The sequence below is a fragment of the Arthrobacter woluwensis genome (genome assembly GCF_900105345.1).
Lineage (GTDB): Bacteria > Actinomycetota > Actinomycetes > Actinomycetales > Micrococcaceae > Arthrobacter_E > Arthrobacter_E woluwensis.
This window is the reverse complement of the sequence record NZ_FNSN01000003.1, coordinates 1437018-1449629: the sequence shown is the minus strand read 5'-3', so window position 1 is coordinate 1449629 and position 12612 is coordinate 1437018. Positions and strand designations below refer to the sequence as shown.

The 12612-nt window shown below is 67.0% G+C and carries 10 protein-coding genes; 4 read left to right on the top strand and 6 right to left on the bottom strand.

Features of this window, described 5'->3' with window-relative positions; all coding sequences use genetic code 11:
- Positions 1-33: 33 nt before the first annotated feature.
- A complete protein-coding gene (locus BLV63_RS18660; protein ID WP_174521241.1) occupies positions 34-531 on the bottom strand; it encodes a hypothetical protein in 498 nt (165 codons plus the stop codon).
- A 284-nt stretch (positions 532-815) separates the two neighbouring features.
- Here BLV63_RS18660 and BLV63_RS07260 point away from each other — a divergent pair, with 284 nt between their 5' ends.
- Positions 816-1064, top strand: a complete 249-nt coding sequence (locus BLV63_RS07260) for a WhiB family transcriptional regulator (RefSeq protein ID WP_066211085.1) — start codon at positions 816-818, stop codon at positions 1062-1064.
- Between the two features lie 193 nt (positions 1065-1257).
- Here BLV63_RS07260 and BLV63_RS07255 read toward each other — a convergent pair whose 3' ends face one another.
- From BLV63_RS07255 to BLV63_RS07240, 4 genes are all read right to left on the bottom strand, one after another.
- A complete protein-coding gene (locus BLV63_RS07255; RefSeq protein ID WP_066211087.1) occupies positions 1258-2760 on the bottom strand; it encodes a sensor histidine kinase in 1503 nt (500 codons plus the stop codon).
- A gap of 15 nt (positions 2761-2775) precedes the next feature.
- The gene (locus tag BLV63_RS07250) at positions 2776-7623 is read right to left on the bottom strand and encodes an NAD-glutamate dehydrogenase (RefSeq protein ID WP_066211969.1); all 4848 of its coding nucleotides are present in this window, start codon (positions 7621-7623) and stop codon (positions 2776-2778) included.
- A gap of 83 nt (positions 7624-7706) precedes the next feature.
- The gene (locus tag BLV63_RS07245) at positions 7707-9194 is read right to left on the bottom strand and encodes a CpaE/TadZ family protein (RefSeq protein WP_066211089.1); all 1488 of its coding nucleotides are present in this window, start codon (positions 9192-9194) and stop codon (positions 7707-7709) included.
- Positions 9191-9826, bottom strand: a complete 636-nt coding sequence (locus BLV63_RS07240; RefSeq protein WP_066211090.1) for a hypothetical protein — start codon at positions 9824-9826, stop codon at positions 9191-9193. Before BLV63_RS07240 ends, BLV63_RS07245 begins: the two co-directional genes overlap by 4 nt.
- A 149-nt stretch (positions 9827-9975) precedes the next feature.
- Between BLV63_RS07240 and BLV63_RS07235 the strand changes: the two genes are divergently transcribed.
- Entirely contained in the window at positions 9976-10206 is a 231-nt protein-coding gene (locus BLV63_RS07235) for a helix-turn-helix domain-containing protein (protein ID WP_066211091.1), read from the top strand.
- A gap of 31 nt (positions 10207-10237) precedes the next feature.
- Here the strand turns inward: BLV63_RS07235 and BLV63_RS07230 are convergent, their stop codons facing one another.
- Positions 10238-10813, bottom strand: coding sequence for a hypothetical protein (locus BLV63_RS07230; protein WP_066211093.1), 576 nt, complete (start codon positions 10811-10813; stop codon positions 10238-10240).
- Positions 10814-10948: 135 nt separating this feature from the next.
- On the opposite strand from BLV63_RS07230, the gene BLV63_RS18340 reads away from it, so the two are divergent.
- Positions 10949-11911, top strand: coding sequence for a LysM peptidoglycan-binding domain-containing protein (locus BLV63_RS18340; RefSeq protein WP_139244659.1), 963 nt, complete (start codon positions 10949-10951; stop codon positions 11909-11911).
- Positions 11912-12117: 206 nt separating this feature from the next.
- Entirely contained in the window at positions 12118-12552 is a 435-nt protein-coding gene (locus BLV63_RS07215; protein ID WP_066211099.1) for an Rv3235 family protein, read from the top strand.
- The last annotated feature ends 60 nt before the right edge of the window (positions 12553-12612 follow it).

Here is a 12612-nt window from a genome sequence, read left to right as displayed (position 1 = left end):
ACCATCGGCTTCTGCGACGACGGCTGCCGTCCCTTACTGAGAGGACGTCGGCTGACCGTTCCCCGGTCCGCCGTTCCGCTTCTCCTCGGCGCCGGTCTCTTCGTCGGGGTCCGCAGCTTGTGTGCTCCATCGCCCGTAGGCGACGGCCCGCGGGTCGAAGATCAGCACGGCCGACACTGCGGCGGGAATGATGATGAGGAGACCCTGCCAGATCAGGCCCGCCTGGAGGGTCGGAATTCCGATCGCCAGAATGAAGAGCTGCGCGACCAAGGCGCCCGACCGAGGCCAGCGGTAGCCACGGAACAGAAAATGGCCGATCGCCATGAGGCCCACGCCGAGCGCGGCGAAGAGCACCGCGAGGAAGATGGCGCCCGCGAGAGTGAGGACCGGCGTCCCCGCCAGAAGATTGACCACGTAGATCCCGGCCAGCACCAGGAGGACGAGGCCTTCCACCAACGCCACCAGAGAGACCACCGTGACCGACAAAGGCCTGGACGAGGGGGCACCGGATTGGGTGGGATTCATCTGCATGCTTTCTCTTTCAGCCACATGGCTGGGACGGGCGCCGTACGGCAGGACCCTTGACACAGTCGCACCCTACCGGACATAGTCAAATTCGGGACATCACTGAGCCGGGGATGTGATGCACCACTCATGTTTTCCGGCGATTTGACGGCTTTCACCCCTTGTTTGCTCCGCGTTAACGTGACACGCTTGTTAATAGAGTCGTGGGGCCAGAAATGGCCCCTTTCCTATGAAGGGCCAAGTGAAATTTTTCACAAAGCCTGAAACACAGATTTGGAGTGAGTGATCGCATGGATTGGCGTAGCCGTGCCGCCTGCCTGGACAAGGACCCCGAGCTTTTCTTCCCTGTCGGCAACACGGGCCCAGCGCTTCTCCAGATTGAAGAAGCCAAGAGCGTCTGCCGTCGGTGCCCCGTCGTGGACACCTGCCTGCAGTGGGCCCTCGAATCCGGCCAGGATGCCGGCGTCTGGGGTGGCATGAGCGAAGACGAGCGCCGCGCACTCAAGCGCCGCGCCGCGAGGGCTCGCCGAGCCTCCTAGGGGGCAGCGGAGCAGTCGAACATCTGAGCTGTACAACTCTGAGCAGTACAACGCAGTGGCGGGCCGGAACCTGAGGGTTCCGGCCCGCCACTGCGTTGTCGTGGTGTCTCCGGCCGAACATGTTGCTGGAGGTCGGCGTCGAAGATGAACCCGGCCCGGGTTATCCGGGACAGCCCCGGCGGACCGCATGGCGTCAGGCGTCGAGGGGGATCACCAAGCGGACGTCCGTTCCGCCGCCCTCTCGGGCCAGCCATCGGATCGTGCCCCGCAATTCCGAGGTGATGAGGGTCCGCACGATCTGCAGGCCGAGTCCCCCACTGGTCCCGCCGAGGAGGCCGGGACCTGCGGACGGCTCCGCCTCGGGCGGCAGCCCCACGCCGTCGTCGGAAATGGTCACGGTGAGCTGACGCTCCCCCGCGTCGGTGACGCTGCGCCGAGCGTCGAGCCAGACGGTGCCTTCACGATCCTGCAGGCCGTGTTCGACCGCATTGGTGACCAGTTCGTTGATCACCAGGGCCAGCGGGGTGGCGAGGTCGCTCGGCAGCTTGCCGAATTCACCGGTCAGTTCCGTGCTCACCTTCTGCGAGGGAGACGCGACCTCCGCCGACAGCCGGAACTGAGGGCTGATGAGCTCGTCGAAATCGACCACCTGTGAAAGCCCCTGAGACAGGGTCTCGTGGACGCGTGCGATCGTCGCCACCCGGCGCATCGCCTGCTCCAGGCCTTGACGGGCTTCGTCACTCACCATGCGCCGCGACTGCATCCGTAGCAGAGCCGCGACGGTCTGGAGGTTGTTCTTGACCCGGTGATGGATCTCCCGGATGGTGGCGTCCTTGCTCACCAGCTCCTGCTCGCGGCGCCGGAGCTCGGAGACGTCGCGACACAGGACGAGGGCGCCGAACCGGTGGGTTCCATCGCGCAGCGGGATCGCCCGCAGCGTCAGCGAAACACCCCGTGACTCGATCTCGCTGCGGAGCGGCATCCGGCCCGTGACCACGAGCGGCAGGGTCTCGTCGGCCAGCCGTCGGTCCTTGATCAGGCCGGCGGTGACCTCCGCGAGGGACCGGCCCTCCAACGACTCGATGTCACCGAGCCGTCGGAAGGCGGACACTCCGTTGGGGCTGGCGTACTGCACGATGCCGTCCGCGTCCAAGCGGATCAGTCCGTCGCCCACGCGCGGTGCGCCACGGCGCGATCCCGTGGGGGAGGCGAAATCCGGCCAGAGACCCTGCGTGCCCATCTTGAGCAGGTCATAGGCGCACTGCCGGTAGGTGAGTTCGAGCCGTGACGGCATCCTCGAACTCGAGAGATCCAGGTGAGACGTGACCACCGCCAGGGTCCGGCCATTGCGGACCATGGGGATGGCCTCCACCCGAAGTGCCGAGTCACCGTTGCTCCAGGCCGCCTCGGAGGACCGCTCGATGTGGCGGGACTTCCAGGCCCGCTCCACCAGGGGCTGAAGATCGGAGCGGATGCCTTCGCCGACGAAGTCCGTGTGGAACACGGTGTGGCTCGTGGACGGCCTCACGTGAGCGAGGGCCACGAACCCGAGCTCGGGATCCGGGAACCACAGAGCAAGGTCGGCGAAGGCGAGGTCGGCCACCATCTGCCAGTCACCGACCAGCAGATGGAGCCACTCCGCGTCCCCGGGGCCGAAATCAGCATGTTCCTTGATGGGATCAGTGAATATGGCCACGGGGAGTCTCCTCGATCAGTGCCGGACGATGGAACGCAAGAGCCTCAATGCTACCGAGAGAGACGCCATGTCGTCCTTCTCCAGCGAGTTGACCTCTTCGAACATGTTCCGGGCACGCATCAGCTGCTCGGCGTTCCGTTCCTCCCACTGAGCCAGGCGGTCGTCAGGAGCGGTCTCCCCTTGGCTGACCCCGAGGACCGACGTGGTCATGTCGGCGACCGTCGAGTAGAGGTCGTCGCGCAGCGCCGCACGGGCCAGGGCCTGCCAGCGGTCGTCCCGCGGGAGGGCACTGATGCGCTCGAGCAGGGAGTCCACGTGGAAGCGATCGAAGACCGTGTAGTACACGCGTGCCACATCGTCCATGTTCTCGCCGGTCTGGCGGGAGATCCGCGCCATCTCGAGGAGCGGGAAGCTCTCGAAGAGTTCGGCCCAACGGATGCCGAGCTCTTCCGGCAGACCCCAGGAGCTGGCACGGTTCCGCCAGGCTTCGAAGCGGACGAGGTCCTCGCCCCGGAGGTAGTCAGCGAGCCGGCCGCGCAGAGCGGCGACCTTCGGGCCGAAGTCCGCCACGATGTCGGCGACCGGAGCGCTCGTCGCGCCGTCAGCCACCAGCCAGCGCACGGCACGGTCGAGGAGCCGCCGGATGTCCAGGTGCACCGTGGTCCAGTGCGCGGTGGGGAACGACGCCGGCAGGCTGTTCAGAGCGTTCAGCATCTCCGGCAGCTTGTAGATCTCGCGGAGGGCGATAAAGGCCTTCGCCACGGCGGATTCGGTCGCCGAGGTCTCCTCGATCGCGCGGAACGCGAACGTGATGCCGCCGACGTTGATCATCTCGTTGGCCACCACGGTCGCGATGATCTCGCGGCGCAGCGGGTGGCTGTCCAGCTCGGCGTCGAACCGCTCCGCCAGAGCCTTCGGGAAGTAGGCGCGGAGCGTCGAGCCGAACCACGGGTCATCCGCGAGGTCACTGTCGCGCAGGGCGTCGGCCAGTTCGATCTTGGCGTAGGCCGCGAGCACGGACAGCTCCGGTGAGGTGAGGCCCTGGCCCTGTGCCAGGCGCTGGCGCAGCACCTCGGTGGAGGGCAGCGCTTCGAGCTCACGGTTGAGATCGGCCTTCACATCGAGCCAGTCCATGAGCCGCTCGTAGCTGGGGCTCCACTCGGCGACGCGGGTGCGGTCGTTGAGCAGGAGGATGTTCTGCTCGATGTTGTCCTCGAGCACCAGCTCGCCGACCTCATCCGTCATGGACGCCAGGAAGGCGGCGCGTTCCGCCGGATCGAGCTTTCCTGCCGACACCATGCGATCGATGAAGATCTTGATGTTGACCTCGTGGTCGGAGCAGTCGACGCCGGCCGAGTTGTCGATCGCGTCGGTGTTGAGGATGACGCCCTGGAGAGCCGCCTCGATACGACCGCGCTGGGTCATGCCGAGGTTGCCGCCCTCACCGACGACCTTGACGCGCAGGTCACGGCCGTCGACGCGGATGCCGTCGTTGGCCTTGTCCCCGACCTCGGCGTGGCTTTCGGTGCTGGCCTTGACGTAGGTCCCGATGCCGCCGTTGTAGAGGAGGTCGGCCGGGGCCAGCAGGATCGCCTTGAGGAGCTCCGGCGGGCTCATCGCCTCGGTGCCGTCGGGCAGACCCAGGGCCACGCGGACCTGAGCGGAGATCGGGATCGACTTCGCGGAACGGGGGAAGACCCCGCCACCGGCGCTGATCAGATCCCGGTTGTAGTCGTCCCAGGACGAACGCGGCAGCTCGAACAGGCGCTTGCGCTCCGCGAAGGAGGACGCGGCGTCGGGCTGAGGGTCCAGGAAGATGTGCCGGTGGTCGAAGGCGGCCAGCAGCCGGATGTGCTTGGACAGGAGCATGCCGTTGCCGAACACGTCGCCGGACATGTCGCCGACGCCCACCACAGTGAAGTCCTCGCTCTGGGTGTCGAGGTCCAGCTCCGAGAAGTGCCGCTTCACGGACTCCCACGCACCGCGGGCGGTGATCGCCATGGCCTTGTGGTCGTAGCCCACGGAACCGCCGGAGGCGAAGGCGTCGCCCAGCCAGAAACCGTACTCGGCCGAGATCGCGTTGGCGATGTCGGAGAAGGACGCGGTGCCCTTGTCGGCGGCGACCACCAGGTAGCTGTCATCCGCATCGTGCCGGACGACGTCGCGCGGCGCCACCACGTGCTCGCCGTTAGCGTCGGTCACCAGGTTGTCCGTGATGTCCAGGAGACCGCGGATGAAGGTCTTGTAGCTCTCGATGCCCTCGGCCATCCAGGCGGAACGGTCCACGGAGGGATCCGGCAGCTGCTTGGCGAAGAACCCGCCCTTGGCGCCCGTCGGAACGATCACGGCGTTCTTGACCATCTGGGCCTTCACCAGACCCAGGATCTCCGTCCGGAAGTCCTCGCGCCGGTCGGACCAGCGCAGGCCACCACGGGCCACGGCGCCGAAGCGCAGGTGGACACCCTCGACCCGCGGCGAGTACACCCAGATCTCGAACGCCGGGCGCGGGAAGGGAAGCCCTTCGATGCCGGCCGGGTTGAGCTTGAAGCTGAGGTAGTCCTTGCCCTGGTAGTAGTTGGTGCGGAGCGTCTGATCGATCAGGTTGATGAATGTCCGCAGGACGCGGTCGGCGTCCAGCGTCGCGACGCCGGCCACGGCTTCCTCCAGCGCGGCGTGAGCCTGCTCGATGGCGGCGGCGCGGCCGTCGTCGTCGAGCTCTCCGCCGGCGGTGGGCAGCGCAGGATCGAAGCGGGCCTCGAACAGGGCCACGAGGCCACGGGTGACCTCGGCGTTGGCCAGCAGCGTGTCGGCGATGAAACCGTACGAGTTCGTGTTGCCCATCTGACGCATGTACTTGGCGTAGCTGCGCAGGATGAGCACCTGGCGCCAGGTCATGCCCTCGGCGAGCACGAGGCGGTCGAAGCGATCGGACTCGATGGTGCCGTTCAGTGCGGCGGAGAACGATTCCGCGAGCAGGTCGCTGCTGCCCAGCGGATCGGTGCCGGCCGGGTACTTCAGGCCGAGGTCGTACAGGAAGAAGTCCTGGCCGTCCTTGGTCTCGATCTCGAAGGGGCGCTCGTCGAGCACCTCGAGACCCAGGTTGTGGAACACCGGCAGGATCTTGCTGAGGCTCCTCGGAGCGAGCAAGTAGATCTTGACGCGGGCGTCCTCTTCGAGGATCTCGCCGGCGCCTTCGGGAAGGTATGCGTGCAGCTGGATCTGCTGCTCGACGGCGTGGTCGCCGCCCTGCGCGGCCGCATTGGCCAGGCAGTCTTCGAAGCGCTGGATGTCGACCAGCGCGTCCTCCACCTCGTAATCCACGCGGTAACTGGCGGGGAAGGCTTCGCTCCACTGGGAGGCCAGACGTTCCGCCGCCGCTTCCGGATAGGTTTCGCCGAGGACCTCTCCCAGACCTTCGGACCACGAACGGGCGGCCCGCACCAGTCGTTCTTCGAGACCTTCGGTGTCGAATGCGCTCAGATCGGCGCCCTTCGGCAGACGGATGCGGAAGAACACCCGGGCGAGAGCGGACTCGCTCATGCGTGCCTCGAAATCGATCGAGACGGCGTCGAAGGTCCGGGTCAGCTCGTCCTGCAGGCGGAGACGCACCGAGGTGGTGTACCGGTCGCGCGGGATGAAGACCACCGCGGACATGAAGCGTCCGTAGATGTCCGGGCGAAGGAAGAGGCGGGTGCGGCGGCGCTCCTGCAGCAGCATGATGGCCTGCGTGGTGGCGACGAGCTCCGGCACATCCATCTGGAACAGCTCATCGCGGGGGTAGGTCTCCATGATGCCGAGGAGGTCCTTGCCCGAGTGCGACTCGGTCGGGAAACCGGACGCTTCGAGGACGGCCCGTACCTTGTCCTTGATGATCGGGATGGTCCGCACGGAACCGGTGTACGCGTTCGTGGAGAAGAGTCCGATGAAGCGGCGCTCGCCCGTCACATTGCCTGCGGCGTCGAAGCTCTTGATACCGATGTAGTCGAGGTACGCGGCGCGGTGCACCGTGGACCGCGAGTTGGCCTTGGTGATCACCAATGCGCGCTTCTCGCGGGCCTTGGACCGACCGGAATCGGTCAGGTGCTGGATCTTCGGCGAATCGCCGAGGCTCCGCATGAGGCCGAGGCCGCCTTCTTCGTGCGCCTCCAGGACGTCCTCGCCATTGACGTCGAGGAGGTCGTATTCGCGGTAGCCCAGGAAGGTGAAGTTGTCGTCCTCCATCCAGCGCAGGAGCGCCTGGGCGCCGGCGACGTCCTGGATGCCGGCCGTCGCGGGGAGCTGTCCCAGCTCATCGGCGACCTCGGAGGCCTTGTCGCGCATCTTCTGCCAGTCCTCGACGGCGGTGCGGACGTCGTGAAGGACCTTTTCGAGGCCGGAGACCAGCTCTGCGGCCTCGTCCTCGCCGGCACGATCGATCTCGACGGCGATCCAGGACTCGAGGCGCGTGGTGGCGCCTTCGGCGGCGACGAAGGCGGCGAGCGACGGGATGGCGGCGGTGTCACCACTGGTCTGGCCCACGTGCGCGGGGACCTGCGAGATCTTCCCGGCCTCGTGGGTGTCGGAGTCGCGCTGCACGACGAGCATCGGGTGGACCACGAGCCGGATGGCGCGGTGCTGACGGACCAGCTCGGCGACGACGGAGTCCACCAGGAACGGCATGTCATCCGTGACGATCAGGACCACGCTGCAGCCGGGTTCGGTCCGGACCTCGACCAGTGCCTGCTCCGGAGAGCGGCGGCTTCCGAGACCGTGATGGGCGAGCGCCCGCTCGCGGAGCACATCCGCGTCGTAGCGCGCCCGGTCCTCGGGAGCGAGGTGCTGGTAGTAGTTGTCCAGGAAAGTGTCGACCGTTTCCTTGGTCATCGTCGGATTGCTGTCTGCCAGCGACACGTTGCACGCCTCCAGGGAGAATGATTCACCGCTTCATTGCGGTCTTAGTGGCGAGCCTAGCGCGATCCCATCCACCGCGTCGTGGTGTAAAACACAGAGGATTTCCGAGAACGCTGTGCAGGTGCACAAACGACGGATCGGACCGCCCGGCGTAGTTCCGATTGCGGAGCCGACTCGGCCAGGACGTTCCCATTCCTCAGCGCGATGTCCACAATTTCCGGAGAGAACGGCAGAAATGACCCGATCGGCAGGGAGGGTCCGAAGCGTTCCCACGCTTCCCGGACCTGCCGCTCTGGAAACCGTCCGACGGCATCCTGTCGCACCTTGTTCATCAGCACAACCGCTTGGGCCTGCGGCGCAGCGTCGAGCAGGGAGGGGATGGCGCGCACCAGTCGCGGCAGGCCCACCGCCGTCGCCTCCCCCACCGCATAGACCCGTTCGGCCGCGCCGAGGGCCGTGAGAGCGGCGGCATTCCGCCGGGGAGCCATCGTGTCGAAGCTGAGTTCCTCGTCCGCTTCCAGGCAGAATCCGACGTCGATGACCACGTGGTCATAGGTCGAGGAACAGAGGTCGATGACGAGGGAGAGCGCCGGCCCCCTGAGTTCCGTCCACCGTTCCGGGCGGGTGAGCCCGCTGAGGACGTCAAGAGAGCCCTGCCCCACGGTCAGCGGAACACGACAGCGTTCGAGTGCCGGCCCATCGAACCGGCCCTGGTCCGCCAGCCGGCAGGCCTGCGCGAGACCCGCGGACTCGTCCAGCAGTCCGAGGTGGGACGCCACACTCGCGCCGTACGTGTCGGCGTCGAGAAGGACGACACGTCGCCCCTCCATCGCCAGCTCGGCGGCGAGATTGACCGCCACCGTCGTCCTTCCGGGTGCTCCGGCCGGCCCCCACACGGCGAGGACTCCGGGCGGCCCCGGATGTTCTTCCGCGGACCTCGTCCCGTCGGGACGGTTGCGGCCCGAGCCCTTGGTCACGCGCGATCCTTCTCCGGGGTTCGAGCCTTCTGAATCCGTGCCTTCTGACTCCACGCCGCCGGAATCTGCGCTGACGGGAGCTGTCGGCCCTGTCGAATCCGGCGAGGGCTGCACGGCGAAGCCCGAGTGTCCCACTCTCGCCCACGAAATACCAGGCCGGATCCGGGGACCCGGCGCACCGCCGTCGCCCGTCACAGCAGGCGGGTCCGACCGCCGGCCCGGCACATCCAACGCAGAAGAGAGGATCTCCTCCACCTGCGCGACGCCTGCGTCAGCCGGCAGCGTCACCGCCCCGACCCTGGACAGACGCTCTCGCTCGACCCGGTCAGGGCTCAGGATGAGCACGATGACTCCGAGAGCCCTGAGCCGGTCCACCGTGGTGGCGTCGAGGGAATGGTCGTCGCCGACGAACAGCGCGACCTGGGCAAGGCCCGCCTGACACGCCCCCATCAGCTCTTCGAGGCTCTCACTCTGCCGGACCACCCGGAACGCGCCATGGCGCCGACCGTTCAACTGCTCCGCCAGAACCCCCGAACCAGAGCCGTGGGCGGCGATGCTCACCGTCACGAGGCCCGCCCGGCAGGGTTCCAGACCAGCGAGATCCTGGATTTGTTCGCCTGCGCCGCGAGGACCTGTGGCAACTGGGCGTCAGGAATCAGCACGATGACGACTTGGGACGCGGTCGAGCCGAACGTCTGCTGGCTCTGCACCACTTTGACCACCTCCCCGGCACGCACCACCAGACGTGGCTCTCTGAAACCATTGCGCTCGTCCGGAGCCGCCACCCAGAGGTCGGCAGTGGCGCCTTCCTGAAGCTGCTCGGGCAGCACCCCGTCGACGGACACGGCCACGGGCTTGCTGGTGAGGGCGCGCACCGCGCCGATACTGCTCCGGGGAACGAGCTGCCCCTTCCCCACGAATGCCGTGGCGATCATTCCGTCCGGGATCGCCTCATCCGCCCTGACATACTGCCCCTCCGCGTTTCCGAGTCGGACCGTGACCCGGTCGAAGTCGTCCGCCGTGAGCCGCTCGCCAACAGGGATCCCCTTCCGCGCCACATAGACTTCCACGCCTCTGTCCAGCCCGGCGACCAGGCTGATCGTGCCCACCGTGGACAAGAGCACCAGAAGCAGACCCAGTAGCAGACGAGGATCTTTCCAGGACGGCTTCCTCAGCCGGGTCGAAGGCGTCTCACTCACGAATCTCTCCTTTCCACAGGCGAGGATCGCGCCTGTGCTGGATCAGTATTCATCATCATTGACGAAAGTTTCAGTCGATTGACTCCCTGTGATCCGTCTCTATGGATAACCGACCACCGCGCGTGTCCACAAGATGGCAGAATGGGGGCATGCGCCGCTTCCTGACCCTCGCCGATGTGGAGGAGATTCTCCAGATCAACTCCTCGCAGGCCTACGCGCTGGTGAGAAGCGGGCAGCTCAAGGCCATCCGGGTGGGCGGCCGCGGTGTCTGGCGGATCGAAGCCGAAAAGCTCGAGGAGTACATCCAGGAGCAGTACGAACAGACCAGGCTCAGCATTGAGAATCCCTCGTCGACCTCGGAGAGCTCCCCGGCGAACTGACGCCGCGCTCTGAAGCCTGACGACCCTCACATCACGACTCGCGGAACGCCCCTGGCCCCATCCCGCTCCGGACGGCCCTGACGGCTGCGAACGGGATCGCGGCCACGTCCTGACGCCGTCCTGACTCGCTGCCCGCGGCGTCCCAGAGCTCCAGAAAGTCGGCGCCCACCCGCGCGATCACGCCTGACAGCGCCACGGGGTCCGAGCCCTCAACCTGCAGAAACACCCTCACCGTCGAGCGGTCACGGGACACCGTCCTCAGCGCGGCGGCCATCCCCAAACGCCCCCAGACGGCATCCGCAGGGGACATGGTGGATCGCATCAGCCCCGTGGCCCACCTGATGGAGCGGACGGGAACGAGCCAGTCCGCCGTTCCGCCCTCCACCATCAGCCAGTCCGCGCCGACTCGCCGCACCACACCGTCCAGGCGACCGACCCCTGGGATGTCCAGGGTGACTAGGCGGGTCTCCGCACCCCGCAGCCGTTCCAGGAACAGCACCCGGGCGAACTCCGCTCGTTCAAGCTCGCCGGCACTGGACTCGCGGTCCAGGCGCAGAGCCTCCTCCAGTTGGGCTTCCATGTCTCCGAACAGCAGTCCCCAGCGCATGCGAGCACGGTAGTGCCGGTGCTTTGTCATTCAAAAGTCACCCCTGATCGAACATGCTCTGGACAAACCCACCGAAGCGGATCAAGATGTATCTACTTTCATCAAATCGCATCAAACTCCATCAAAGGAGACTATATGAGCCTCAGAGCGACCCACTCCCTACCGACAGCGCCCGCTGCGGGGCGGACCGAGGCGATGCTGTCCTTGTGCGTCCTGGCTACGGGCTCTCTGCTCCTTCTGGTCGGCTGGTCCGGGCGCGCGGCCGTGAACCCCCTGCGCTGGGTGGGGCCGGACGCCTCGAACCTTCGGCTGGAGACACTGGTGGGGTCGCTCGCCTTCTGGGCCGGGTCAGCCGCCGTGATCTGGTGGCTGCTGTCCATGTCGATGGCATTCCTCGCTGCCGCCTGTGAGCTGCGCGGACGGCACGTATCCTCGAAGCGGCTCGGACAGTGGACACCGGCGTTCATGCGGCGCCTGGCTCTGGCGATCCTGGGTCTCACCCTTCTGGGCCCTTCAGGAGCTCAAGCGGCCGCCATGGCCCCATCCGGTATGGCCCTCTCGGCCGGCTCGGCCGCCCTCGACGCGCCGGCTCTGAGTCCTCCGAACTCTCCCGGTCCGTCCCGTTCTCCTCTGCCCCGTTCCGCAAATGCGGTCAGTGGGCTGAGCACCACGCCCGAGGCTGCGGGGCGATCTCATCCGACGGATGCTCTCGATCCGAACTGGACTGCTGACACCTCTCGGTCCGAAAGTCTGGACGGGACGACGGCGACGACCCGGGATCGTCCTCCGGTACCTCTCCACGGGTCCGATTCGCTCGATCCCGGATGGACGCCCTCGACCGTCACCGCAGAGCCGGGGCTCATGGCACCGGAACCCCGGCGGCACCCCTCCGGCGTTCAGGCATCACACCGCGAGGTGGTGGTCCGGCCCGGGGATTCCCTGTGGATCCTGGCCTCCAGAGAGCTCGGTCCGAGCGCGACAGATCTGGAGATCGCACGGTTCTGGCCCCAGTGGTACTCCGCCAATCACGAGGTCATCGGGCCGGACCCGGATCGTCTCCTGCCCGGAACCGTCCTGAGAGTCCCCGCGCGGCAGTGACATGACCGGGCTTCTCAGCGCGACCTCAGTCAGCGCCACCTCAGTCAGCGCCTCACCTTACGCCGCCTCGGATCCCGGCCCGCAGCCTGTCGCTCGGGCCCGAGCAGCCATCCGTCCTCGGCCGCGGGCCACCACCCCTCTCCAAAGGAGTGCACCACATGACACCGTTCGCGTCGACACCTTCGACGGCGGGAGATCCACCAGCGATGAGGCCAGACCCCACGCCCTCGACGGGTCGCGACGAGGCGGTGACCCTCCGCACCATCACCCCGCCACGCTCGGCACCGCCTCCGGCGCCGGCGTCCCTCGACGAGGCCCGGCGGTTGAGCCAGCTCAAGGGCCAGGTGCACCGGCTCGTGCAGGCCATCATGGAGGCGTTGAACGGCAGTCGTCCTCTGCAACAGCTCTCCCGCTGGATGGAGCCTGAGCTGTTCGCATCGCTGCAGCTCCGCAGGGCATTGGTTCAGGAGTCACAGGAACACTTCGGACGAAGCCGCACTTCGCCCTACGCCGACGCGCACGTTCAGAGCATCCATGCCCAATGCCCCACGTCCCAGATCGTCGAGGCGACCGCCGTGGTCCGGTGCCGGAAACGCACCAGGGCCGTCGCGATCCGGATGGAAGCACGGCGTACTTCCTAGATCGTGACGGCCCTGGAGATCGGGTGACGCCCGGACGGGTCTTACCGTCCGGGCGTCACC

What these genes read in the sequence shown, in the direction of transcription:
- BLV63_RS07215 (WP_066211099.1), top strand. Translation starts at nt 12,118, where the DNA reads ATGAGGCCAGACCCCACGCCCTCGACGGGTCGCGACGAGGCGGTGACC.
- BLV63_RS07235 (WP_066211091.1), top strand. Translation starts at nt 9,976, where the DNA reads ATGCGCCGCTTCCTGACCCTCGCCGATGTGGAGGAGATTCTCCAGATC.
- BLV63_RS07230 (WP_066211093.1), bottom strand. Translation starts at nt 10,813, where the DNA reads ATGCGCTGGGGACTGCTGTTCGGAGACATGGAAGCCCAACTGGAGGAG.
- BLV63_RS07250 (WP_066211969.1), bottom strand. Translation starts at nt 7,623, where the DNA reads ATGACCAAGGAAACGGTCGACACTTTCCTGGACAACTACTACCAGCAC.
- BLV63_RS07260 (WP_066211085.1), top strand. Translation starts at nt 816, where the DNA reads ATGGATTGGCGTAGCCGTGCCGCCTGCCTGGACAAGGACCCCGAGCTT.
- BLV63_RS18660 (WP_174521241.1), bottom strand. Translation starts at nt 531, where the DNA reads ATGCAGATGAATCCCACCCAATCCGGTGCCCCCTCGTCCAGGCCTTTG.
- BLV63_RS18340 (WP_139244659.1), top strand. Translation starts at nt 10,949, where the DNA reads ATGAGCCTCAGAGCGACCCACTCCCTACCGACAGCGCCCGCTGCGGGG.